Source organism: Sulfurimonas sp. HSL3-7, assembly GCF_039645985.1.
In the GTDB taxonomy this organism is placed as follows: domain Bacteria; phylum Campylobacterota; class Campylobacteria; order Campylobacterales; family Sulfurimonadaceae; genus Sulfonitrofixus; species Sulfonitrofixus jiaomeiensis.
On sequence record NZ_CP147919.1, the window covers coordinates 1,756,390 to 1,781,678 of the forward strand.

General features: G+C 47.8%; 24 protein-coding genes. 3 read left to right on the plus strand and 21 right to left on the minus strand.

Going from position 1 to position 25,289, the window contains the following annotated elements; translation table 11 throughout:
- Positions 1 to 154: 154 nt before the first annotated feature.
- From WCY20_RS08770 to pheS, 4 genes are read right to left on the minus strand one after another with little or no spacing between them, the layout of a single operon-like run.
- Entirely contained in the window at positions 155 to 985 is an 831-nt protein-coding gene (locus WCY20_RS08770; RefSeq protein ID WP_345974427.1) for a 4-hydroxy-3-methylbut-2-enyl diphosphate reductase, read from the minus strand.
- Positions 982 to 2,262 carry a 3-phosphoshikimate 1-carboxyvinyltransferase gene (gene aroA / locus WCY20_RS08775; protein ID WP_345974428.1) on the minus strand — a complete coding sequence of 427 codons (1,281 nt, stop codon included), beginning with the start codon at positions 2,260 to 2,262 and terminating at the stop codon, positions 982 to 984. Before aroA ends, WCY20_RS08770 begins: the two co-directional genes overlap by 4 nt.
- Entirely contained in the window at positions 2,259 to 4,592 is a 2,334-nt protein-coding gene (gene pheT, locus WCY20_RS08780; protein WP_345974430.1) for a phenylalanine--tRNA ligase subunit beta, read from the minus strand. The genes aroA and pheT overlap by 4 nt, the downstream gene beginning before the upstream one ends.
- Positions 4,589 to 5,581 carry a phenylalanine--tRNA ligase subunit alpha gene (gene pheS, locus WCY20_RS08785; RefSeq protein WP_345974431.1) on the minus strand — a complete coding sequence of 331 codons (993 nt, stop codon included), beginning with the start codon at positions 5,579 to 5,581 and terminating at the stop codon, positions 4,589 to 4,591. Before pheS ends, pheT begins: the two co-directional genes overlap by 4 nt.
- 166 nt (positions 5,582 to 5,747) lie before the next feature.
- Between pheS and WCY20_RS08790 the strand changes: the two genes are divergently transcribed.
- Positions 5,748 to 6,104, plus strand: a complete 357-nt coding sequence (locus WCY20_RS08790) for a histidine triad nucleotide-binding protein (RefSeq protein ID WP_345974433.1) — start codon at positions 5,748 to 5,750, stop codon at positions 6,102 to 6,104.
- Positions 6,105 to 6,128: 24 nt separating this feature from the next.
- Here WCY20_RS08790 and WCY20_RS08795 read toward each other — a convergent pair whose 3' ends face one another.
- The 17 genes from WCY20_RS08795 to WCY20_RS08875 form a co-directional block, all read right to left on the minus strand.
- The gene (locus WCY20_RS08795) at positions 6,129 to 6,515 is read right to left on the minus strand and encodes a hypothetical protein (protein WP_345974434.1); all 387 of its coding nucleotides are present in this window, start codon (positions 6,513 to 6,515) and stop codon (positions 6,129 to 6,131) included.
- Positions 6,516 to 6,627: 112 nt separating this feature from the next.
- Positions 6,628 to 7,068 (minus strand): hypothetical protein, encoded by a 441-nt coding sequence (locus WCY20_RS08800; protein ID WP_345974436.1) that lies wholly within the window; start codon positions 7,066 to 7,068, stop codon positions 6,628 to 6,630.
- Between the two features lie 126 nt (positions 7,069 to 7,194).
- Positions 7,195 to 7,665, minus strand: coding sequence for an OsmC family protein (locus WCY20_RS08805; RefSeq protein WP_345974438.1), 471 nt, complete (start codon positions 7,663 to 7,665; stop codon positions 7,195 to 7,197).
- Positions 7,662 to 9,050 (minus strand): argininosuccinate lyase, encoded by a 1,389-nt coding sequence (gene argH / locus WCY20_RS08810; RefSeq protein ID WP_345974440.1) that lies wholly within the window; start codon positions 9,048 to 9,050, stop codon positions 7,662 to 7,664. Before argH ends, WCY20_RS08805 begins: the two co-directional genes overlap by 4 nt.
- Before the next feature lie 211 nt (positions 9,051 to 9,261).
- Positions 9,262 to 9,597 carry a c-type cytochrome gene (locus tag WCY20_RS08815; RefSeq protein WP_345974442.1) on the minus strand — a complete coding sequence of 112 codons (336 nt, stop codon included), beginning with the start codon at positions 9,595 to 9,597 and terminating at the stop codon, positions 9,262 to 9,264.
- Between the two features lie 176 nt (positions 9,598 to 9,773).
- Positions 9,774 to 11,588 carry a menaquinone biosynthesis decarboxylase gene (locus tag WCY20_RS08820; protein WP_345974444.1) on the minus strand — a complete coding sequence of 605 codons (1,815 nt, stop codon included), beginning with the start codon at positions 11,586 to 11,588 and terminating at the stop codon, positions 9,774 to 9,776.
- A gap of 79 nt (positions 11,589 to 11,667) precedes the next feature.
- Positions 11,668 to 12,621 (minus strand): hydroxymethylbilane synthase, encoded by a 954-nt coding sequence (hemC, locus tag WCY20_RS08825; protein WP_345974446.1) that lies wholly within the window; start codon positions 12,619 to 12,621, stop codon positions 11,668 to 11,670.
- Positions 12,618 to 13,448 (minus strand): thioredoxin domain-containing protein, encoded by an 831-nt coding sequence (locus WCY20_RS08830; protein ID WP_345974448.1) that lies wholly within the window; start codon positions 13,446 to 13,448, stop codon positions 12,618 to 12,620. The genes hemC and WCY20_RS08830 overlap by 4 nt, the downstream gene beginning before the upstream one ends.
- Positions 13,414 to 13,860, minus strand: coding sequence for an FxsA family protein (locus WCY20_RS08835; protein ID WP_345974449.1), 447 nt, complete (start codon positions 13,858 to 13,860; stop codon positions 13,414 to 13,416). The genes WCY20_RS08830 and WCY20_RS08835 overlap by 35 nt, the downstream gene beginning before the upstream one ends.
- Positions 13,857 to 15,560 carry a proline--tRNA ligase gene (locus tag WCY20_RS08840; RefSeq protein WP_345974451.1) on the minus strand — a complete coding sequence of 568 codons (1,704 nt, stop codon included), beginning with the start codon at positions 15,558 to 15,560 and terminating at the stop codon, positions 13,857 to 13,859. Before WCY20_RS08840 ends, WCY20_RS08835 begins: the two co-directional genes overlap by 4 nt.
- A gap of 20 nt (positions 15,561 to 15,580) precedes the next feature.
- Positions 15,581 to 16,834 (minus strand): glutamyl-tRNA reductase, encoded by a 1,254-nt coding sequence (gene hemA / locus WCY20_RS08845; RefSeq protein WP_345974452.1) that lies wholly within the window; start codon positions 16,832 to 16,834, stop codon positions 15,581 to 15,583.
- Positions 16,834 to 17,721, minus strand: coding sequence for a polyprenyl synthetase family protein (locus WCY20_RS08850; RefSeq protein ID WP_345978241.1), 888 nt, complete (start codon positions 17,719 to 17,721; stop codon positions 16,834 to 16,836). The genes hemA and WCY20_RS08850 overlap by 1 nt, the downstream gene beginning before the upstream one ends.
- 159 nt (positions 17,722 to 17,880) lie before the next feature.
- Positions 17,881 to 18,180: a DUF2018 family protein gene (locus tag WCY20_RS08855; protein ID WP_345974453.1), complete on the minus strand. Its 300-nt coding sequence runs from the start codon at positions 18,178 to 18,180 to the stop codon at positions 17,881 to 17,883.
- A gap of 91 nt (positions 18,181 to 18,271) precedes the next feature.
- Entirely contained in the window at positions 18,272 to 21,385 is a 3,114-nt protein-coding gene (locus WCY20_RS08860; RefSeq protein WP_345974454.1) for an efflux RND transporter permease subunit, read from the minus strand.
- A 9-nt stretch (positions 21,386 to 21,394) separates the two neighbouring features.
- Positions 21,395 to 21,679, minus strand: a complete 285-nt coding sequence (locus WCY20_RS08865) for a hypothetical protein (RefSeq protein ID WP_345974456.1) — start codon at positions 21,677 to 21,679, stop codon at positions 21,395 to 21,397.
- On the minus strand, positions 21,679 to 22,602 hold the full coding sequence (rsmH, locus tag WCY20_RS08870) for a 16S rRNA (cytosine(1402)-N(4))-methyltransferase RsmH (RefSeq protein WP_345974458.1): 924 nt from the start codon (positions 22,600 to 22,602) through the stop codon (positions 21,679 to 21,681). The genes WCY20_RS08865 and rsmH overlap by 1 nt, the downstream gene beginning before the upstream one ends.
- A gap of 87 nt (positions 22,603 to 22,689) precedes the next feature.
- Complete coding sequence (locus WCY20_RS08875; RefSeq protein WP_345974460.1) at positions 22,690 to 23,571, minus strand: LysR substrate-binding domain-containing protein; 882 nt, start codon at positions 23,569 to 23,571, stop codon at positions 22,690 to 22,692.
- Between the two features lie 163 nt (positions 23,572 to 23,734).
- Between WCY20_RS08875 and WCY20_RS08880 the strand changes: the two genes are divergently transcribed.
- Positions 23,735 to 24,940, plus strand: coding sequence for a molybdopterin-dependent oxidoreductase (locus WCY20_RS08880; RefSeq protein ID WP_345974462.1), 1,206 nt, complete (start codon positions 23,735 to 23,737; stop codon positions 24,938 to 24,940).
- A 10-nt stretch (positions 24,941 to 24,950) separates the two neighbouring features.
- On the plus strand, positions 24,951 to 25,256 hold the full coding sequence (locus tag WCY20_RS08885) for a sulfite:cytochrome C oxidoreductase subunit B (protein WP_345974464.1): 306 nt from the start codon (positions 24,951 to 24,953) through the stop codon (positions 25,254 to 25,256).
- Positions 25,257 to 25,289 lie beyond the last annotated feature (33 nt).

Consider the following 25,289-nt stretch of genomic DNA (forward strand, 5'->3'; position numbering starts at 1 on the left):
AAATCGCGTAATTATAGCAAAGTTTTACTTAATCTATAAACAGTAATTATAAGGAAAAAAAGAGTGCGGCGCGGTTGCAGAAAAGAGAGAAAATTGTTCGAGATTCCGATGCAAAAGAGAAAAACGGTACACCCGGGAAAGAGTCTCCGGTCCTCTACTTCGTCATTGTCTCAATTGCCTCGATTACCTGTTGAATGATCCAGTCCGGAGTTGAAGCTCCGGCGCTGATACCGCAGAGTTTTTTTCCCTCAAACCATGAAGCCACCAGATCATCAGCCCCTTCAATATGGTAGGAATCTATACCTGCGTTGAGCGCAATACTTTGAAGCTGCTTCGTATTTGAGGAGTTTTTACCGCCAATGACGATCATTATATCGGCTTCTTTGGCAAGTTTTCTAACCGCGTCCTGGTTTTCAAAAGTCGCGTTGCAGATGGTGTTGAAGACACGTACCTCTTTATGGCGGGGTATCAAATAGTTACAGATCTCGAGATAATCTTCCGCCTTACGTGTCGTTTGGGCCACGACAGCGATCTTCTCTTTCAGATGCAGCTTTTTCAGCTCCTCTACAGAGGTGACGACATGCGCACCATATGTAGCGTAGCTTTTAACCCCTTTGATCTCAGGGTGTTCCTCGTCACCGAAGATAACAATGTCATACCCTGCTCCGCTCATCTCTTCACAGATCTGCTGCGGCTTGGTTACATAGGGGCAGGTTGCATCAATGACTTCGACATTGCGCGTATAAAGCTGAGCGAGTTCGTCTTTTGGAATGCCGTGGGTCCGGATAACAGCCTTGTCACCCGATTTGAAATCTGCCAGATCTTCACTCAAAGCAACATTGAAATCACGCTTGAGACGCGCGATCTCTTTAGAATTATGGATAAGAGGTCCATAGGTTGCTGAATTGGTATTCTCCTCAGCGATCTTGATCGCACGTTTAACACCGAAGCAGAAACCGTAATTTTCGGCAAGTTTTATCTTCATAGTTCAATATCCGTTATTTGAGAGAGCAAGGTGAAGAAGTTTGGGAAAGAGGTGTTTATACACTCAATGTCAGTTACTTCCATGCCGCAGCGAAGACCCGCAATGATAAAACTCATCGCAATACGGTGATCACCAAAACTGTCGATCTCAGCCGTTTTAAGCTCGCCGCCTGTGACAGCATAACCGTCTTCGTACTCCTCAACTTCAATACCGCAGGCTCTGAGGTTATTCACCACCGTCGATATACGGTCGCTCTCTTTGACACGCAACTCTTCAGCATTGGCGACTTCACTTCTGCCCTGCGCACATGCCATTGCGATAGCGAGTGCCGGAAGCTCATCGATAAGCCAAGAGATATTATCATCGATCCTGACCGCTTTAAGCGGTGCATGTTTGACCGTAATATTGCCTATAGGTTCATAAACATCTTCTGTCAGATCATAACTAATTTCCGCACCCATGCGTTCTAAAGCTTTAAAGGCTTCAATGCGGGTCGGATTGAAGGTCACCCCTTCCAAAACAGCTTCTGCGCCTGGTGTTATCGCCGTCGCTACGGCAAAGAAAAAAGCCGAAGACGGGTCAGCCGGTACTCGAATCTTCAACGGTGAGAGCAGCGCTTTCATCGGTTCTATCGTTGTGGTCAGACCATCCACACTGATCGCTGCCCCCATTCCTTTTAACATACGTTCGGTATGGTCACGACTGAGTTCAGGCTCTTTATAGCTACAGGTTCCGTCCGCACTGAGTGCGGCCAGGATCATTGCCGATTTAACCTGCGCCGAGGCGATCTTGCTCTCATAATCAAACGCTTTCAGCGAAGCACCGCGAATACTGAGCGGTGCAAGATCGCCGTTCCGGCGTCCGTCAAGTTTGGCCCCGATGCTTTTCAACGGTTCTGTCACACGCTTCATCGGACGACGCCTGAGATATTCATCACCTGTCAGGACAAAATGGCCCTCGGCCGAAGCCAACAGACCGCAGAACAGGCGCATACCTGTGCCTGAGTTGCCACAGTCAAGGATATCTTCACTCTCCTGAATGCCCTCCGAAGAGATACGGATGATCGTACCGTCATCAAGCACTTTTGCACCGAGTTTTTCAACGATACGAAGCGAATTCATGGTGTCTTCAGCGCGCAGGAAGTTCTCGATCACACTTTCACCCTTCGCAAGCATGGAGAACATGGCACAACGGTGAGAGATAGACTTATCGGCAGCTATAGCGTCGGTTTGAAACGTAAAAGCCGTTTTTCGGGGAGAGACCTTTATCGAGCTCATCTCAGTGTCAACCCCAGTTCGGATTCAAGTGCGCTGAGGACGCTGCTCATTGATGATGTGATATCTTCTTCCTCAAGCGTCTTCTCTTCTGACTGAAGCACAAAACGCAGGCTCAAGCTGACATTATCACCCAGTTGTTCATCACTGTAACGATCGACCGGGTAGAAACGGATGATCTCCGCACTTTTGTTCGCGTCGATCACTTTTTCGATCTCTTCGTAGCGCATCGATGCCGGCATAACCACACTCAAGTCTCTAAACGAAGCCTGGTATTTTGAATAGCTTTTCGCCTCTTGAATACCGTAATATAAAGAATCAAAATCGACTTCACAAAGATAGGTATCATCAAGGTCATACTCTTCGGCAACCGAAGGGTGCAGTTTAAAAAGCTCACCGATCACCCGGTCATTCTGAATAATTGCTGCCGACTGGTACGGGTGGGCAAAGGTGTGATCCGGTCTGTTCTCACGAAGCGTGAAATCACCGACGACATCGGCGATCTTCTGAACGAATGAGGCGAAGTCTACCGTCGCAGCTTTTCCGCTGTTGGAAAGCTTGTCACGCTCTGAACTGCCTGAGACCAGAAAAGCCATTTTAACACTCTCTTGACGTTCGGCACTGAAGACCGAACCGGATTCAAAGAGTTTAACCGACTTCTGTCCTACCTTCACGTTATGCGACGCTGCCTGAACAAGGCCCGGCATCATCGTTGAACGCAGCGTGTCCAGTGTTCCGGCGATCGGATTAAGCAGTTCTTTGGCTTTGTCAACCGTAGCAAAACCATATTTCTCCAGTATGGCACGTTCCGTAAAGACAAAATGCACAGTCTCGTAAAAACCGCTTTGGGCCGCACGGTGACGGTATACCTTGCGCTTGATGTAAGCGGCATAGTCATCGCCGAAACGGTTATCTTCTGCAAAGGAGAACGGCTTGGATTCAATATTGTCAATACCGACCAGACGGACGATCTCTTCGACAACATCCTGTTTATTGACGATATCGTGACGGTAACGCGGTACCTCTACAACAAAGTTGTCACCCTTTGATTTATCCAGTTCAAACCCCAGTCCCTTAAGCATTTTGGTAATGGTCACTTTGTTAATATCCATACCGATGATGGCATTGATCTCATCGACACTGATACCGATAACCTTTTCAGTGAACTTGCTGCTGACATCGATACTGCCGCCATAGATCGACGACTCTGAATACGATTCAAAAAGGTTCAGTACAAACCCCAGACCGATATCGAGTTCCGGCTCAGATCCGCGTGAAGTACGATAAAAATGCGGTCCATTCTCAATTTTATGTTCCGCCATTTGGCGCGAGACGATATCAGGCGGAATATAACTTGCTTCAATGAACACAATCCCCTCATCATAGCTGACGCGGGATGCATCTTCCTGATAGACACCGACGACAGATGCTTTTTCTCTATTGTATATAGATACAAAGCCTTTCTCGTCGCGTTTAAGCGTGCAGATCGCCTTACCCTTCTCTTCATCATTGAAAAAACCGTAATGGTAAGCACGAAGGACGACGCCGGTACTGTAGGTTGCGTACCACAACAGTCCTTCGATAGCGCTCTCTTTTGTCTCTTCGATCTGCGCCAAACGCAGGCGCATTGTCAGCGGCAGTTCCAGACCTTTCAAGTCAAGCGCCCGGTAAGTGAGATCGACATCCAGTGTATCTTCCTGCATTAACTGAAGCAGACGGCCTATACCCAGACGTGCCTGGTCGTTGTCTTCACTCTTGATCTTTTTTAACGGACGATCGTAAGCCGCACATAGGTCACGTGCAACACCGCGGATACTCAGACAATCGCCGCGGTTGGCTGTCAGTTCGATCTCGATCAGGTCATCATTAAAATAAGGATTCGTTCGCACCTCATCGCCAAGCTTAACATCGCCGACACTCTCATCGATCACCATGATCCCCTCTTCGAGTTTCGGCAGGCCAAGTTCTGTTGATGAACAGATCATCCCTTCCGAATCGACGCCCCGAAGCTGTACCGGTTTGATCTTAAGACCGCCCGGCATTTCAGCACCGAGTGTCGCTACCGCGACGGTTATCCCCTCACGTACATTGGCAGCACCGCAGACGATCTGGCGAACGCTGCCGCCGATATCCACTTTACAGACATTGAGTTTATCAGCATCGGGATGCTTTTCGCATTCCAAAACCTTACCGAAAACGATCTTTTCCGGGATATCGAACGATTCGACCCTGTCGACTTCAAGGCCGATACTGTTGAAGGTCTTAGCCAACTCTTCTGTTGAAATATCATCGAGTTTGATCCACTCGTTTAACCAGCTGCGTGTAACGATCATTGAAACTGCTCCAAAAGTCTGACATCGCCTTCGAACAGTGAACGAAGGTCTCCGATGTGTTGAATTAACATGGCGAAACGCTCGACGCCCAGGCCGAATGCGTACCCGCTGACATCTTTGTACCCGACGGCCTCAAACACGTTGGGATCAACGATTCCACATCCGAGAACTTCCAGCCACCCTGTCTTGGAGCAGACCCGGCATCCTTCGCCTTTACAGAAGATACAACTGATATCCACTTCGGCGGACGGCTCCGTAAACGGGAAGAAACTCGGACGGAAACGGACGTCAACATCACCGAACATATATTTCAGGAAGTCTTCCAGGATGAACTTGAGGTTGGCAAAAGAGACCTTGCCTTCTTCATCGACGACAAGCCCTTCTACCTGATGGAACATCGGTGTGTGTGTCAAGTCATAATCACGTCGGAAGACAGCACCCGGTGCGATCATACGGATCGGAGGCTTTGAGTGTAGCATCGTACGGATCTGTACTGGAGAGGTATGGGTACGCAGTAACATCTCGTCTTTAAAATAAAAAGTGTCCTGCATGTCACGGGCCGGATGATACTTTGGCAGATTCAATGCTTCAAAGTTGTGAAAATCATCTTCGACTATAGGGCCCGTATTGACCGTGAAGTTCATCGAGACAAAGTAATCGACGATGCGGTCCATCGTCTGCATGACCGGATGCAATGCACCGCGTTCAGCTGTCGGCGAAAAAAGAGAGACATCGATCTTTTCTGCTTTCATTGCCGCTTCAAGAGCCTCCGTCGCCAAAACAATCTTGCGTTGATTGAAAAGCTCTGTCATCTTGCCTTTATGAATATTCAATTCTTTGGCGATCTGCGCTTTCTCTTCGTTTGGTGCACTTTTCATCTTGGCGAACTCTGCCGCCAGAACACCTTTTTTACCAAAAACAGCGATACGTATCTCTTCAAGTTTTTCAACCGAATCCGCTGCTTCTATTTTGTCATACCACTGCTTCAAATGGAGTCTCCATTGGGGCTGCTGCCCATTTTATATTAACGCGTATTTTATCCAAAGAGTTTTAACTTTATCTTCAATTTCAGCTATCGCCCGGCATTAGGAGCTTTCAAGAGCATTTACAAACTCTGTGATACAATGACAAAAATCATCATCCAGAGGTAAAAAAATGTGTCTGTTTTGTAAAATCGTCAATAAAGAGATCCCTGCAAATATTGAGAAAGAGAGCGAAGATTTTCTTGCATTTCATGATATCAACCCAAAAGCGCCTGTCCATCTTTTAGTGATTCCAAAGCAGCATTTCGACAGCTTCAATGACGTGCCGCCGGAAGTGATGGCAGCGATGACGACTTTTATTCAAGAACTTGTAGATCACGTCGATATTAAAGCGTCAGGCTACCGTTTGATAAGTAATATCGGTGAAAACGGCGGCCAGGAGGTCAAGCATCTTCATTGGCATGTTCTAGGTGGAACAAAACTCAGATTCGGCCATTTTACAGACGCAGATCCGAAAGATTTCCTCTAAAAAATTCAGCCGTCAACAAGACGGCTAGAACCAGCTATCCTCTCCTCGGCACTCTTTATCAAACCCGTCCAACACCTCGATAAAATCTCTATCATTTTCTTTATCCAGCTCATTATATGTCTCAACATCGTATTCTTTAAATATCTTATCGTCCAGACAGCGGCAGTAAGTCTGGTTGTACTCGTGAACGCATTTTGTCAACAACGACTGCTTATCACGCTCTTGCCAACTGTAATATTTGTTGTAAAAAGGCACCAAAGCCCAAAAGAAAAAGAGAACAGCAAAAACAATATTAAAGAGGTATTCACGTTTTCGTGTTTGAAAATAGCGCTTCGTATCATAAACAATAAAAAGCAAAAAGAGTATCTCCAAAGTGATGGTAAACCAATCACTCTCATAAAACGCAAACATTAACGTCCTTAATCTGTTCCACGCGTTCTATCAATGGAAAAAATATGATTTATAGCTATCTATGCAAGATGATTTAAAAACAATAAAAATAACGGAATTATTAGAAGAGTGTTCAATAATCTTTGATCATCACCGAGTTATCCACAATCATGTTCTGCATATTGTGGGAATATGCGTATTCCAAGATATCGAAAAGCCGATGGACCATTTGCGTACTTGTGTCATAGTCATTGGAAAACACGATGCTTGTATAGACCCGTTTGCCATAAAAGTTGTTTTCAAAAATGGTAAGCAAGTTAGATGCGGCTTTTATGCCACTCCCTGCCGTCGTACCGTCAAATACTTCACAATAAAGATTTTCTTCTAATTTAATAAAAATATCTGTTTGACGGCTATGTTCGTCTAAAGCACTTAAATCCACATCAGGATCAAACAGACCAATTGCCAACGAAAAATGTTGATGGTAACGTTTACGTTTGTAAAAATAATCATCAATTCTCTTAACAATAATCGTCTGATATTTATTTCGATTCTCTTTAAGCATATTTATCATGCATCTATTATATCACATTATTTTTTGTAATTAATCTGAAATAAATAGATAAAAAGAGAAAGGTCCATACTCTAAGATGTCAACTGTTTTTAATGCGCGAGCAACCCGGCCGGGTCGAGATACAACCTAAGACGGGCAGCAGGCATCCAGTTCGCCAAGGTCGACGTTTGTGCCTTGACCGCTGATCATCTCAACGTTCTCACGGATGGTCTTACCGTTATGGATGATCGTATACGAGATCTTCGTTGTGTCACGAATGGTGTTGATCGTCGAACAGTAGGTCTCAACACTGGCCATCACCCAGCGGGCCGCCTGCTCATCATCATCTGCATCCGAGTTAAAAGTATATGTCAGGTGCAGCGAGTTGAACTTCTTGGGGTGATCGTCATTACGGACCACTTCACCGTCAACAACAAGATCCGTCACTGTTTTCCCCTGGTTCTGCGGCAGCATATAGACGTCGGTCGCACTGCAGGTGATGATACCGCTTAGAAAATACTCTACCGGGCTGATCGTCGGACAGTCGATGATAAAACTGCTTTTTGCTGTCGTCGCTTCAAACTTCATTGCCTCTTTATGGGCTACGGTCACTTTCATATGTTCAATCCTTTGATATATTCTTTGAAAAATTCAACCTGTTCTTTTGTACGGACTGTTGCCGTAGCACCCTGCGACTGGCGCGCGTTCATCGAGTTTCTCAACACCAGGTACGGCATGACGTCCTCGTTGATGCGCCCGTCGATCTTTTTAAGTTCTTCGAAACTCATCTCGCTGATGTCGATGCCCAGCGCTTCTGAACGGGCGACGGCCTTTCCGGAGATAAAGTGCGTCTCTCTGAACGGAACACCGCACTTCTCGACAAGGTAATCAGCCAGATCCGTTGCGGTCAAATGACCTTTTTGACAGGCTTTTTCCATATTCTCTGTTTTAACGGTCATTGTCTTCAGTGCTTCACGAAGAATCTCCAGTGAGATCTCTGCGGTATCGATGCTGTCAAAGACACCCTCCTTATCCTCCTGGGTATCTTTATTGTAGGCGAGAGGAAGCCCTTTCATCACCGTCAGCAGTGCGATCAGATTGCCGTTGACACGTCCCGTTTTTCCGCGAAGCAGTTCAGGGACATCCGGGTTTTTCTTTTGCGGCATGATGGAAGATCCTGTTGAGTAGGCATCTGAAAGTTCGACAAAACCGAACTCATAGCTCGACCACATAATGATCTCTTCGCTCAAACGCGAGATATGCATCATCATCGTAGAGATATTGAAAAGGATCTCCAAAGCAAAATCGCGGTCACTTACCGTATCCAGGCAGTTCACACTGACACTGTCAAAGCCCAATGTTTCAGCCGTCATTTCACGGTTGATGTTGTGCGGCGTACCGGCGAGTGCGGCACACCCAAGAGGCGAGATGTTATTACGGCGGCGGCTATCTTCAAAACGCTCAATGTCACGCTTAAACATCGAAGCATACGCCAGCATGTGAAAACCGAAGTTGATCGGCTGTGCATGCTGCAGGTGCGTCATACCCGGAAGCAGTGTCGAGGTATGTTCTTCGGCAATCGCAACGATCACTTCCAACAGTGACTTTAGAAGCTGTGCGATTTCACGGTCTTTGCGCAGAACATAACGGCGGAAGTCAACAGCGACCTGATCATTACGTGAGCGCGCGGTATGCAGTTTACCGCCTACGTCACCGATGATAGACGTTAGACGTTTTTCAATCGCCATGTGCAGATCTTCATCTGAGATTTTCCATTCAAACTCTCCTGATTCGATCTCTTGCAGGACCTGTGCCATACCCTCTTGAATCGCTTTTAGTTCATCACTGTTCAAGATCCCTTGCGCCTGTAACATCGCTGCATGCGCAAGAGAACCCTCTATATCCTCTTTATACAGTCTTCGATCGTACATGATCGATGCATTAAAATCATCTAAAAGTGAAGACGAGGCTTCACTAAAACGGCCTGACCACATTTTATCCATAACGGCTCCATTCGCACCACATGCCATTTTATCAATGCTGTGGAAATTAATTTTGACATTTTACCTTAATTTTACAGAGGATAGAACCGTTGCCCTGCAGAGCGTTGAAGTTTGCAGAAGAAACAGTTCCTATGCCGGGAAAAATGGATTTGAGATGTAAATCGTTTGTTAGGGAGAAGTCGGCACACGAATGCGCCTTTGTGCAAATAGATCAGTTACAAGCAGGAACGTTTCCGCTGTCCTTAGCGTACTCGACCATAAAGTCCTTGAGATGCCGGGCGCTTTTTGTATACTTTTTGCTTTCAAAATATTTCCAAGATGCTTTTGCTTTGTTGTTCTCAAGATGAAGTTTTGCCAACCCTTCACCTTTATTCTTTAATAGTTTATTCCAGGTCGTTTTCTTTTTTGCTCCGGCAACTTCCAGTCCGCCTCCGTGACATTTACGACATTTTTTGACGTAAACTTTTTGTCCTTTATAAACAGCGGCATCAGCAGAACCCAGCCCCAATACAGTTAACGCAAGTACAGACATTACAATCTTTTTCATATACGAGCAACCTCATTTTAAATATTGATTCTATATTACATTATAAAAAATAATATTAGCCTTAACAGCGTTCTTAAATACCAAGAGTTGGCGAAGGAGATTGGATAAGTTACGGATTATATATAAGAAAAAATAAACATTAAACAACATGAACATTGTTTAATGTTTGAATGCATTTAGAGTTGATAATAGGTTTCCAGTTTTGGATCTAGATCCCACAACCCTTTTGATTTAAGAGAGGCGACGACATCAGAGGTGCAGGTAACGTCATCAGGCCAGCGGCGTTTAAAACCGTCTATTTTATTTTTATTGGTGCCGTCAATATACACGGACTGCCCTGCGATCCGGATATCGCGCTGTGCGTCCAGGTTGTTGACGATACGCCAGGTCAACATATAAGGATTGTCTATATTGTTATTTTCAACATCCACAAAAACGATGATACGAAGATGTTCATTAAGGTCGTCAAGAAGTTCAAAACACTCATTCACCCGTCTGCTTTTATTGATCGTAATCACGGTGATCGGGTTGGGTGTCATCAACATATATTGGCGAAGATCTTCGGCTTCAGGAATACGCTCTTTGACTAATACCAACAGTTTTTCATCGTCGAGCAGTGCCGGCGTTGTCGGTTCAAACTTTTGTGTTGCATCAATACCGAGTTTCCCACCCACCAGGGCTTCCGGGCTTGAATGGTCTAGTGCATCCGTAATACCTTCGGTAATAAAGAGCATTTTAGGCGAAAAACGGTCAAGTACATATTTAGCCATTGCAAAATAATTACTAAGCTCAGGACCTCTTTCATCTACAAAAAGAGCATGTTTGACAAAACTCATCTGACCCGCGCCCCAGAAGACATGCATGAACTGCTTTGCATGCCCTTTATACAGCGGCTGCATCTTTGCCAGAATAAGATTGTGGAAGACTCCGTTTTCCGGCATATGATAATCGATCAGATCCGGGGCATTGGTTTTTATCAGCGGTAAGAAGATACGCTCTGTCGCCCACCCCATATATTTGTCTTCAAGCGGCGGTTTCCCGACGACTGTCGCTAAATAAGTAGGCTCTTTTTTGCGGGTAATAGCACTGACTTCCATAACAGGATAAGGCTCTTCAAGCGTGTAATACCCTGTATGATCGCCAAAAGGGCCTTCGATCTTCAGATTTTGCGGATCGACCCACCCCTCTATCACATAATCGACATCGTGCGGAATGTAAAGCGGCGTCGTGACCGACTTGACCACCTCAGCCTTCTCTTTTTTGACAAAGCCGTAAAGCAGCAGTTCGTTCACGCCGTATGGCAGCGGAGCCGTTGCGCACCAGGTATATAGCGGGTCACCGCCGATACCGATACTCACCGGCATCTTTTTGCCCGCACGCTGGTACTGATCAAAGAAATGGGAGGCATCTTTATGGATCTGCCAATGCATACCAAGATGATTTTTATCATAGACCTGAAGGCGGTACATCCCCAGGTTCACCATCTCGCCGTCAAGACTTTGCGTATAGACCTGCCCCATCGTGATGAAAGGCCCCCCGTCCTGTTCCCATGTTGTCAGTACCGGTAGATCATAAAGGTTCACATCTTCGCCGAGCATCTTGATTGCCTGACACTCCCCCTCTTTTTTCAACCGTTTCGGAAAAACATTCTTCAGCTGCAGCAGATCACCCAGCATCGCGATCTTGTTGCCGAGACTTTCGGGCGGTTTCATATGGAGCAGTTTGGTGATCTCATCCGCTACCGACTCTATACTGCGTCCAAACAGCAGTTCGGTCCGTTTGTATGAACCGAAAAGGTTCATCAGAACCGGTACATCAAACGTTCTGCTGTTTTTCCTGTCAACGGGGCTGGTAAAAAGAAGCGCCTTGCCGCCATCCTTTTTTTTCACCTCCATATAGGCCAGATGCGGGATCTCCAGGTAGATATCGAGTTCTTCTTCAATGATAGTCAGCTCATTGTGTTTTGTAAGCAGATCAATAGTTTTTTTCATGTGAGTTCTTTATATGGAGTCGATCTATCGCCAACCGTTTTTAAAGTGGGGCTGACACCACTATACGGATCAAGCGGCCTTAAAGGGTACTTTTGATGCTATTGGCCTGCTCTTCAGCACGCGCAAGAAGCTCTTTGGCGCCTTTGTCGATCAAACGCTGTGCCATCTCGCGTCCGGCATTGGCATGTTCCTCTTTTCGCACGATCTTGGTCTCGCCCAAAACTTCGTGACCGTTAGGCAGGCCCAACAGCGAACGGACGATCACATCGCCGTTGTCCTGAACAAAAGCATTAACGCCGATAGGCACCTGACATCCGCCTTCAAGCATATCGACAAAATCACGCTCTATCGTCGTTTCGATTCGGCTGTACTCATCTTCGAGCTGCTCGGCGATCTTGATCACTTCAGGATCATCCACGCACTGAATACCCAGAGCACCCTGCCCCATCGCCGGGATCATCTCCATCAGCGAGATCGGGTAAATATGCTCGACCGCATCCAGCAGTCCCAAACGGCTTATGCCGGCTGCTGCCAGGATGATGGCATCAAACTGCCCCTCTTTAAGCTTACGGATACGGGTATCAACATTACCGCGAAGGTCCTTGATGATAAGATCGGGGCGAATACGTGCCAAATGCATACGACGGCGCAGTGACGAGGTCCCTACTGTTGCCCCCTTTGGAAGCTCATCGATCTCCGTATATTTTTCGGAAAGCATCGCATCGCGTACATCTTCACGTTCGGTGATCGCCGCAAGCACCAATCCCGCCGGCATTACCGTCGGTACATCTTTGAGTGAATGCACTGCGATCTGCGCTTCACCGCGAAGCATCGCCTCTTCGATCTCTTTTAGAAAAAGTCCTTTACCGCCGATCTTGGCCAATGGGGTATCGATGATCTTGTCACCTGAGGTGATGACAATTTTAAGTTCAACCGCCAACCCCGGGTTCTTCTCTTCTAAAACAGCTTTGATATGCTCGGATTGCCAAAGAGCGAGTTTTGAACCGCGTGTTGCTATCGTTATTTTTTTCATTTGACCTTCACTTCTTTATATCTGGTTTTGCTTGCATCTTTTTCACCGTCAAAGAAAAGTGTCGGTGTTCCCTGAACCATGACTTTCATAGCGATCTCTTTATCATGGTTGAACTGTTTTTCTACCGACGCTGCGTGGATCTCTGCCGGCGTGATCGAGGTGCCCAGGCTTTTGTTAAAAGCGGCCAGAATCTTTTTCTCATCGGTTTCGCGCGCATTGACCTCGACTTTGTAAAGGTCCAGAAGTCTGCTTTTCATCCCCTTGTGTTCAATCGCTATCGCCGCTTTTGTCAAGGTGATCGCTGCAGGATGAAGCGAAGGAAGCGGAAAGTGGTAATAATAGACGGCAAAATCATCCGGGAATTTTTTCATGTATTCGATAGCCTCAGGCACAAACTTTCTGCAAAACGGGCAAAGCGGATCGGAAAATATCGCCACTTTATGTTTAGCACCAGCATTACCGAAAACAAGGTTTTCTTTCGTGTAATATTCCGTCTTGAACTTCGGTGCCACCGAACTGCTCAAACTGCGACCGCTCTTGATATTGTTAAAATCTTTGGTTATGAAATCACCATGAACAAAATAGATCATCTGCTGTTCGATATCACGTTCTTGATCGCCCTGTTTGACACGTGCTTTCAAGTTTACGATAAGGCTGTCCCAGCCTTTGAGCCCTTTCGATGGCGTTCTTTCCACAACCTTTATCTCAAGATTTGAAATGTTTTTATTGCCGCCGATCTGCTTTTTTAAAAAACCGGTCACTTCGGCATTTGTCGCGCCAAAAAGTGAAAGGCTACTTAGTAGTATCGTTGCTGATAATTTCGACATCAATGACATTGTCATCCTTTTCTTCATGTATTTGTGTGTGTGTATATGTTCTGTTTCCAGAATCTTGATTCTCAAAAGGTGATTTTGCCGTAAAACGGTTAACCAACATCTTGGTAAAAACGGAAAATTGTAGCAAGATACCGATGATATCGGTTAAGAACCCGGGTAAGATCAATAAGATCGCACCGAGAACGGCAAAGATATTCAAACGTTGAAACTCTTGTACATCGATCTTTTGCATCGAGACGGCATGCATGTTCTCAACCAGTGTGGCTCTGAAGTTGACCAATAGGACCATACCGATCAAAGCGCTCAGAAGTATCTCCAGAAAAGTATAGAACCCGCCGATCTCAGAAGCCAGGTTGACCGAGATCATCACCTCCAAAAAGAGATAGACGAAAAAGTAGATCATTTCAGACGATCCATGATCGCGTCAAAAACAGACGCTGCAGTGACTTCGCTCTTTTCCAGCGTTGCCCGCTCGACAATCTGGACATTACCGTTTTCGAGTTCTTTACCGACGATGACCGTGTAGGGGAAACCGATCAGTTCCGCGTCTTTCATCTTAAACCCGAAACGCTCTTTACGATCATCCAGAATCACCTCCACACCGGCAGTCTTGAGCTTTACGTAAAGCTCTTCACCGAAGTCAAGCTGCGCTTCGTCTTTGATGTTGGAGACCATTACATTGACAAGGTATGGGGCTGTCTCCCTCGTCCAGATACACCCCTTTTCATCATGATGCTGTTCGACCGTTGCGGCGATAAGGCGGCTCACACCCATACCGTATGTTCCCATGACGAAAGGTTCAGACTGACCTTTTTCGTTAAGGAACTCTGCCTTGAGCGGCTTGGAGTAGGTCGTACCCAGTTTAAAGATATGGCCGACCTCGATCCCTTTTCTGTAGTGGAGCTTGCCGTTGCAGTTTGGACAACCGTCGCCTTCTCTCGCTGAATAGAGATCCTTGAACAGCGCGTCTTTAAGCACACTCATATCGACGCCGACATAGTGGTAATCTTTCTCGTTGGCGCCGCAGATAAGCTGCTTGGCGTCTTTAAGGCCTGTGTCAAATACACACGGAACTTTGTCCATATCCAGCGGTCCCATGAAACCCGGAACCAGCCCAAGGGCGGTAAGCTCCTCTTCGCTTACGTCGGCGATATCGAGTGCTTCGGCAGCGTTCACCGCCTTGACCTCCTGGAGTTCGTCGTCGCCGCGCAGGAAAAAGAGCACCACCTGATCGCCGTCTTCATAGATCAGCCGTTTCGCCACGCACTTCATCGTGTAGTAAGGGTCAACCTTGAAAAATGCTGCCAGCGCTTCGATGCTTGTGACACCGGGCGTCTGGAATTTGTTGAAATCCGCTTCCGGCGCTGCAGGAATATCCTGACGATCCGAACGTTTCGCCGCTTCGACATTGGCACCGTATTCGCAGCTGTCGCATATAGCGATCGTGTCTTCACCGCTGTCGGCGATCACCATCAGCTCTTTGGAACCCGAACCGCCGATCGCACCGCTGTCGGCTTCGACGACGCGGAACTCGAGCCCCAGACGTTCCAATATACGTTTGTATGCTGCTTCCATCGCATCGAATTCGCGATCAAGGTCCTCTTCATTTGCATGAAAACTGTAACCGTCTTTCATCACGAACTCGCGGCCGCGCATCAACCCGAAACGCGGACGCGCCTCATCACGGAACTTGGTCTTGATCTGGTAGAGGTTCAGCGGAAGCTGCTTGTAGCTCGTAACACGGTTGCGCACAAGATTGACCATCATCTCTTCGTGTGTCGGCCCCAGAACAAATAAGTTCTCTTTACGGTCGCGGAAACGGAGAAGTTCTTTCCCGAACTTCTCAATACGGCCGCTCTCGGCCCAAAGATCGGCCGGTGTAACGAAACTGAGATCGACCTCTTGCGCACCTGAAGCTGTCATCTCCTCATTGATCACATTCTCGATGTTTTTAAGAACACGTTTGCCCAGCGGCAGATAGTTATACAGACCTGCGGCGACCTGTGAGGTAAAACCGGCGCGTGCCAAAAAGATATGGCTGGCAAGTTGCGCATCGGACGGTGCTTCTTTTGTTGTTGGAATAAAAGCTTGAGAAAAACGCATGGAGTTCCTTGTAAAAATAGTTAATTTTTTTCTTGTTTGTCTAGACCGAGAATATGCGAAAGAGCATCCATCAACGACTCGGATTGCGCCTCTTCCGTCACCTCGCGAAGCCGCTGGATCTTGCCGTGAAGAAAACGTTTCAGCGCCTGTTCGGCCATCTTCTGAGCCTGAGTGGCATACTCTTGCGGCAGATACCCGTTCGCAATGGCACGTTCGCTCTCTACCTGTGCCGCTTTCATTGCCCGGACATAGAGCTCTTTGATCATCGGCTCAATGCTCTGGCGCTGCTGCCACTCATAATAACTTTTTGTATACCGGCGGATAATGCCGAATGAGGCTTTTGCCTCATCTTCTCGCAGAACGAGGTTCTCATCCACGATGCTTTTGAGGTCATCCACGGCATAAAGCGTGATGGATTCGGATTCGAACTCTTCGATATCACGCGGGACCGCCATATCGATCCAGAAACGGTCACGGATCGAAAAGTTGATGTCTCTCTTTTTTATGATCGGTTCAGTCGCACCGGTTGCCGAGATAAGCAGGTCGAACTCATCTATCACCGCGTGCAACTCGTCAAAGTCGATCACCTGCGCATCAAACTCCTCGGCGATCTCTTCCGCCTTGGCTCTTGTACGGTTCATGATCGTGATGGAGACATTCTCTTTGCTCAGATAGCGCGCACTCAAAACCGACATCTCCCCGGCACCGATGATGAGCGCGCGCTTGCCGCTCAGATCGCCGGCATCACGCTTTAACTGCTGCATCGCGACACTGGCGATAGAGACGGGTTTGGAGGAGATGTCCGTGACGTTGCGTACTTCCGCCGCACATTTGAAGGCGTGCTGAATAACACCCGCGATCCTGGAGTTGCAGTAGTGATGTGCACGTGCAAAATTGTAGGCATCTTTGATCTGCCCCGCGATCTGTGTCTCACCGACCACCATCGAATCAAGCGAACTCACCACTGACAGGACATGGTGGATCGCAGAGCGGTCCTCATGAATATCTGCCCGCACTTCCAGCTCATCGGCATCAATGCCCGAACGTTTATGCATGTGGAGCAAAATGGTCATCGTAGCCGCTTCAATGTCGTTACAGCTGCAGAACACTTCAATACGGTTACACGTCGACGTTACCATCGCCTCACTGATACTCGCATCGGAACAGAGCCTGCTAAGGCAGAGGTCTTTCTGCTCGTCATTTGCGAATGCCAGCTTCTCACGAATCGCCAAAGTGGTATTTTTGTGGGTAAAACTGACCACCAGGAAGTGCATTAAAAACTTCTTTTCATCATGGATTCGATAATGCCGACAAGGCGTTCATCGCCGGAAACGGCCTCAATGGCTTTGTTCGAGAGTTCCTGCGCCAAAGCATAAGAGCGTTCAATACATTTGTGCTCCTGCATCTTCGCTTTGATCCAGGCCGATTCTTCAGGCGAAAGTTTCTGTTTATGCGAAGCAACCAGGCGTTCTCTCTCTGCACCCTCAAGCGCGTCATAAAGGTAGATATACGGCAAGGTACATTTGCCCTCTTCGTAGTCGTGCAGTGCAGGCTTGCCCAGTGTAGCCTCATCCGAAACAATATCCAGGATGTCGTCAATAATCTGAAACGAGATACCGAGGTTTTTGCCATAGAGCGCGTAGGCTTCTGCATCTTTACCCGTCAACTGAGCCGCCGCTTTAGCCGAAGCCTCGATCAGTGCAGCTGTCTTAAGATAGAGCATCTGCATATAACGTTCGGCATCCGCATTGAACGCCTCCGACATACGCACGTCCATCAGCTCACCGACGGAAAGTGCCGTAACCGCGGCAGAAACCGTCCTGGCAACGGCTTCGTCAAAAGAGACCAGGCTACTGTAGGCCTTGGAGTAGAGAGCATCCCCGAGCATAATCGCCGTTTTCGAATCTTCCGTCGCATTGACAGAAGCGACGCCGCGGCGAAGGGTTGCATCATCGATCACATCATCATGCAGAAGGCTGGCAGCATGGATCAGCTCAACGATCGCACCCAGCTTCGGTGCTTCTTTATCTTCGGCGGCAATTTCCAGGATCAACTTTGCACGAAGACGCTTCCCCCCTTTGAGTGTCCCAAAAAGGCGTGTAATCTCATCATAGCCAATCTCGTCAACAAGGGTCAAGATCTCTTTTTCTACTGTCTCAATCACGTTTGTATTTATCCTAACTTAGATTATGGGCTCTTCTCTCTAGCGCTGAAGCTAACTAGGGGTTTTAGAGGTGCCCTTATGTAGGTGTCTTGTAAAAGCACGTTTGCTGCTCTTAAAAGAAAACTGCACCGCTGAGGGGGTATTTGCCCCTCTGAACTATTCGTTTTTGGAAAGTACGTTGCCTGTGTACTCGATAAAAAGACTCTTCGCTTTTTCTTCCACTTCAGAAGTGCGGGTATAGTCATTTGTCGCCAGTTCACGTTCCCAGTCTCCGCCAACTTTTTCATCCAGCATCATCTCAAGAGCCGCAACTCTTTCAACAATATTGCAGAGTTCGTCTTTAACAAGATTTTGGTTGGCATTGAAGACAATATCCAGAAATTTCGATTTAGGTGAACCTAAAAAGATATCATCATCATCTTCAAACAGTGCTGCATATTTATCATTATCGTTCATACTGTCATCTGTCCCGTATATAAAAATTTGGTGATTATACCACTGAGATGCTTATGGCACCTCTAAAACCTGCATATTCACCCACGACACTTTATCTCCCGGGGCTTTTGATCCGATAAACCACGGCGTACAGTATGGGGACGTAAATAAGATTTAAGACTGTCGCCCAGGTAATACCGAAACCAAGTGCCACAGCCATCGGCTGCAGGATCTGCGCCTGACCCGAAGCAAAAAAGATCAGTGTTACCAGTCCCAGTACCGTCGTGATCGAGGTCAAGAGGATCGGACGCAGACGTGTTTTCGCCATAACGACCAGTTCCTCAAGGTCTCTGGCTTTTTGGATAAAACTGACCATGATCAGCCCGTCATTGACCACGACCCCGGCGAGACCGACAATACCGATCAAGGAGGTCATCGAGATATTGAGGCCCATAATGAGGTGTCCCACGTAAACCCCCAGCACGACCAGGGGGATCGTACTCAAAACAATCAGAGAACGTTTTAGAGAGTCGAAAAGCCACACCAGTGTGATAAAGATCAAAAAGGTCGCCACAACCGCGGCTTGGCCCATCTCTCGCTGCGTCTTCGCATTCTCCTGTTCTTCCCCCTTGACCTCAACATGAAAGCCCTCCCGGCGGAGTTCTTCGAGTGCCGGTTGCAGCTCTTTCATCGCTTCGGAGGAGGTGATCTCTCCCTTCTTAAGCGAAGCAAAAACGGAACGGATACGCTTGCCGTCCTCTTTAATGATGCTGACATACCCCTGCGTAATGATAAAGTCGCACACTTCCCGCAGGGCCACATAGTTCTGTGTGCCCGGAACCTGGACCTGCATGTCGTCAAGCGATGCCAGGTTCTCATTTGCACCGCTCTCGATACGCACCCGTACGAGACCGTTTTCATTAAACATCTTGCCGTATTCGCCTTTGAGATAATAGGCCCGAAGCTCCTGCGTAATAAGCTGCTCGTTAAAACCTAACTCCTGCCCGTAACTGTTAACACGCAACTTGAGTTCCTTTTCACCCAAATCCGCATCGTCGGCAATATTGAGCAGCCCTTTGATCTGCTGCATCGCCCCTTCAAGCTTTTTAACGCCCTCAAGAAGGTCATCATCACTCTTGCCGCTCAATGCAATCTCGACATCGTGTGCGACGACGCCCGTACCCTGGATATCGACATTGAGTTCCTCATAGACCGGATCATCACCGATTTTTGCTTCTTTATAGGGCACCAACCACTCAGAAATCTCATTTTTGATCTCAACCGCCGGTTTTTCACGGACAAGCAGATCGGCATCATACTCGATAGAGAGGTAGGGGTTGATGTATTTGTTAAAAATATTATCGGGAGCACGTTCATGCAGTTCAATAAAGATATGAAAGAGGTTTTCTCCCAGCTCCGCCTTGTTTTTGGCATCTATCCGCAGTCCGATCACGGATGTTACGGAGATATAGTCATTGTCGTCGAGCCGCTTGAGAAGTTCTTTTTCAAGTCGTGCGACCAACGCTTCGGTATCTTCCAGATCGTTATTGATATTGACCTTACCGGAGACATAGACCTGCGTAACGTCAAATTCCGGAAAGAGCTGAAATTTGGAGCTTTTGACCATATAGACTGTTGCAACCAGGATACTTGTGACGATCACAATAAGCGACAACAGCTTTTTGCTGAGGAGTCGGGTCAGCACTCTGTTGTAAAGGGTGTAAAGCGCTTCCCAGATGCCGTGGGTCATATGCCCCTCTTTACGCAGACGCAAAAAGTCATACGAATGCAGCGGCAAAAAGAAAAAAGCTTCGAAAAGCGAACTGATCAGCAGGACCGATATCATGATCGGCAAGATCTTGATAAATGCCCCCATCTCGCCGCTGATCAAGAGCATCGGCAAAAAGGCAAAGATCGTTGTCAAAGTGGCCGTCAATACGGCCGGGAACATCTCAACCGCACCCACGATGGCGGCTTCACGGCGTTCCATCCCCTCTTCCAGGTGACGGTAGATGTTCTCGGCAACGACGATGGCCTCGTCTACCAGCATCCCCAGCGCTATCAGAGCCCCCAGCAGGGAGAGCATATTCAGACTGTAGCCAAAGGCCTCCGTCGCGATAAGGCCGATCATAAACGAGAGCGGTATCCCCATTGCCACGACCAGGGCGATACCACGATTGACAAAAATCAACATGGCCAAAAAAACCAGCATCAGCCCGAACAGGATATTCGAGAAGACCGTGTTCAGACGGTTCTTGATCCAGACGGAGGTGTCGGTATAGATATTAAAGCTGAGATGCGGGTACTTTTTCTCGTATTGATCCAATACGACACCTATCTCTTTGGCCAGCGAAATCGCATTGCCCAGTTTGGACTTGGTGATGTTGACCGAGATGTTTCGCACGCCGTTGTAATGGGAGAGCTCACTCTCATCACTCAGCTCAAAAGAGATATCGGCTATATCGCCCAATCGAACATGTTGCCTGCCGATATTGATGATAGCGTCTTCCAGTACAGCACGCTCTTTTTCACCGTTGTAGGTCGAGATGTAGAGATGCTTTCCCCGCTCTTTGATAGTACCGATAGGAAAGATGGAGCTGAGATTCTGCAATGCCGAAACAACACTGTTGAGCTCCAATCCGAAAGCTCGGATCTTATCTTCATTGAGGCGCAAGAGCAGCTCCTCATCGGCATCACCGCGGATGGAGATCTCGCTAAGCTCCTTGAACTGCGAGAGCGAACTTTTTAGTTCTTCCGCACGCGCCAGGAGCTCTTTCGTCGGTACTTCTCCCGCAATAGCCACTAAAACAAGCGGTATCGTCTCGATATGGATCTTGGCAATAGGTTCGTTCATATCTGCCGGCAGATCGCGCTTGGTCTGGGCAATAATATCTTTGACATCCTGAAGCACTTGGATGTTGTCCGAACCGGGTTTGATGTCCGCCATAATAGAGAACGAACCGTTTTTGATCGCCGTCTTGACCACATCGAGTTCATTGATGTTTTTAAGATCATCTTCGATGGTGTTGACCACCATCTTGTCGAGCACATTGGCGCTCGTGCCGACATAGCCGCCGTTGATAGAGATCTTGTCCATCTGTATCGGCGGAAAGATCTCTTTGGGAATGTTGATATAGGCAAAAATGGAGAGCAGCACGATAAAGAGCAGCATAATATGGTTCAACAGTGCCTTGTCGATAGCAAACTCGATGATACGGCGGATCATCCTCTTTCCTTATTCATCAAACATGGTGTCAAGAACCTGATTTTTAAAACGGATCGATTCGACCTTCGTCTTGAGAATGCGGTTCTCCTCTTTTAAGACATTGTATTCCCCTGTCAATACCGCGATATCGCGACTTTTGTAGTAGATCTGCGACTGCAGGTATATTTTCGGAAAAAGCAGCAGCCAGGCAATGGCGAAGATAAGCAGGGTCATAAGCAGAAAACGCCACCCCATCTTGTTTTCCTGGCATTGATGTTCTTTGACCTCATTGAGTATAAGATCTTTTTCGTTCATCACGCCCCCGTCTCAAAAATACGCAGTTTGGCACTGCGGCTTCTTGCATTTTCTTTGAGTTCATCCGCCTGTGCGGTGAGCGGTTTTCTGGTAACGATCCGGCCTTTTGCATGGTTATTGCCGCAGGTGCAGCGCATCGCTTCGGGCGGGCAGATGCACGATTTGCTCCATTTCGAAAAACGCTGTTTGACCATGCGGTCTTCCAGAGAGTGGAAGGAGATGATGCCAATCCGGGCATGCGGAAGATCCGCCTCTTCTATCGCATCCAAAAGGCGCGACAGCTCACCCAGTTCATCGTTGACCTCTATACGTATCGCCTGCATCACAAGGGTGGCAGGATGGATCTTCTTCCCGCGCGGTCCGTAGGGCTTCACCACATCGCTGAGTTCTTTCGCCGAGTAAAACGGCCGGTGTTTGATAATCGCCGAGGCGATCTGAGCCGCATTGCGGATCTCGCCGTAATCGCGCAAAATACGTTCAAGCTCCTTTTGCGAATAGCCGTTGACCACTTCAGCGGCACTCAAAGCCGCCCCGCTGTCCATCCGCATATCGAGCGTCTCGCTCTCATACGAGAAACCGCGCTCTTTCTGGTCAAGCTGAAGGGAAGAGACACCGATGTCCGCCAGTATCCCTCTGATGTTTTCGCTCCCCTCTTCGGCTATGATCGTTTTGATCACATCGGAGAAGCGCCCTTTTTTTATCTTGGCCCGATCGCCGAACGGGGCAAGCCGTTTGCTTGAGAAATCGATTGCTGTCTGATCCTGGTCGATCCCGATCAGCGTAATCTTCTCATTGGCTTCCAAAAGCATTGAACTGTGTCCGCCGTACCCCATCGTACAGTCGACAATGACACCCTCTTCTATACCGGCAAAGGCATCGACTACTTCACGATAAAGTACGGGGATATGAGGGATTTCAGACAAAGTGCAACCTTCTTTATTATTGGGGTTATTTTACTCTACGGGGGCTTAATTTCTTGGCAAACAGGCTAATGTCATAGCCAGCGTTATTTACGAAAACCGTTCCATAACAAAATCTTTAAAATGCTTCATCAACGCCGATTCGATCCTGTCGTGACGTTTGATCAGGATAAAATCACGCTGGAATGTCATGTTTTTGACCCTGACCTCAAAAAGTTTTTCCTCTTCCAATTCATGGAGCACGCAGATCCTCGGCAATACGGAAAGGTAAGCATCGTCACTCAAAAGAAAATTCTTGATCGCCTCGATACTGCCGAACTCCATAAAGACATTCAGTTCCTGGTCCAGGGGGGCGATGGTGTTCAGAAAGACGGAGCGCGTGCCCGAACCCTCTTCGCGCAAGATCCATTTCTTATTGACAAGCTGGTCCATAAACAGAACGCCCTTTTTCTGAAAACCGCTGTCGCGGCTTACCACCACCAGCTCGTCTTGCATCAGGACATTACACTCGATAGTACTGTCAAGACACGCCCCTTCAATAAACCCGAAATCGCACTCACCGCTTTTTACCTGCCTGATAACATCGGAGGTATTGGCGCTTTTCAATTTGAGATGCAGCCCCTCATACGCGCTCAGATAATCATTTAAAAGATGCGGCATCAGGTAGTCGGCAATGGTCACACTCGCGGTAATCCGCAGTTCGCCCATGAGCTGGGAGGCGTTAAAATTGGCATAGATCTCTTTAAGCCCTTCAATGTGGGGCGTACATGTTTTTAGAAGAAGATGCCCTCTGTCATTTAAGATCAGTTTTTTGCCGATGCGGTCAAAAAGCAGTTCGCCCAGCTCTTTTTCCAGTTCGCGTATCGACATCGAAACGGCGGACTGGCTCATCTCATACTCTTTGGCCGTCTCGACAACCCGCTGTGTCCTGGCCAGGGAGATAAAAAGTTCAAGCTGTTTGAATGAGTACATCGTAGACCTTTATTCATTATTTTTGCTAATAAAATAAATCAATGTTAAATTATTTTGTTTATTATATCACTAATTTTTTATTTCAGAATCCCCATTCAACTATGATAAAATACACCTATATATAGGGTACAGCGTATTCGCATATACATTTGAAAGGTTCCTCATGAAACGAAGAGATTTTTTTAAAACCTCTCTAGCCGGCGCTGCAGCAGCGATGGCCACCACACTCGAAGCGGGCGTCACCCGTCAACCGATTGACAACCGCAAAGTCTCGGAGATCGCTTTTCCCGAAAAGCGTCCGATGATCACCTACTCGGACCGTCCGCCGCTTCTGGAGTCGCCGCGCAGCACCTTTGCGCAGGCGATCACACCCAACGATGAGTTCTTTGTTCGATGGCACATGCCGGAGATCCCGACCCATATCGATCCGAGTACCTTCACTATCAAAGTCGACGGTCTGGTGGAACGCGAGCTCAACATCACGCTTGACTTCCTGAAAGACCCGGCAAACTTCGAGCAGGTGACCGTCACCTCTGTACTTCAGTGCGGCGGCAACAGCCGTTCGGCCTTCCAACCGACGGCAGGCGGTATCCAGTGGGGCCACGGTGCGATGGGCTGTGCCAAATGGAAAGGGGTCCGTCTTCGCGACCTGCTTGACCAGGCCGGTCTTAAAAAAGATGCCGAGTGGATCGGTTTCAACGGCCGTGACAATGCCGCCTACTACGAAACGCCGAACTTTGTCCGCGAGCTTCACCTTGACGAACTTGACGACCATGTCATCCTCGCCTATGAGATGAACGACGAGGACCTTCCCTACCTCAACGGTTTCCCGCTGCGCCTGGTGATCCCGGGCTACTATTCGGACAGCTGGGTCAAGATGCTCAGCAACATCACCGTGACCAACAAGTACAAAAAACTCTTCTTCATGGATGTCGCCTACCGCGTGCCGGACAACGACTGCGAATGCGAGACGCCTGAAAAAAGAGCCAAAAACACCAAGCCGATCACCAAGATGAACGTCAAATCGATCATCGGCTACCCGGTAAACAACGAGGTGATCCAGATGAAATCACATGTCGTCGTCCGCGGTGTCGCCTTCGACGACGGCCACGGCATCCGAGACGTACTGATCTCAGTTGACGGCGGCAAGAGCTGGAAACCGGCCATACTGGACAAAGGTGCGGCAGGACGCTACGCCTTCAGAGCCTTCAGCTTTGCATTTAAACCGATGAAATACGGCAAGATGACGATCATGGCCAAGGCGATCAACAAGATCGGGCAATCTCAGCCGTTAGCGCAGGAGATCAAATGGAATCACGGCGGCTACAAGTTCAACGGTATTGACGTCGTAACGGTTCAAGTGGTATAAGGAGAGAAGCATGAAAAAGATTTTATTACTGGCTACATTGACACTTGCACCGCTGTTTGCCCAGGTCGAAGGCGATATCGAGGTCCCCTACATCCCGTTCGAAGTAAAGATGGGTAAAGGTTTTGACGCGGTCAACGCCAACTGTCTGACCTGCCACTCTTTCGGATACGTCACCAACCAGGGGCCGCAATCCAAAAGTTTCTGGCGCAAAAAAGTGCAAAAGATGATCGTTCACTTTAAGGCCCCGATCACAAAAGAAGATGCCGATACGGTCACCGAATACCTTTTTGAAGAGTACGGTAACGGCGAACAATAAGCTTGACACACTGTTCCCGTAACTATGGGAACA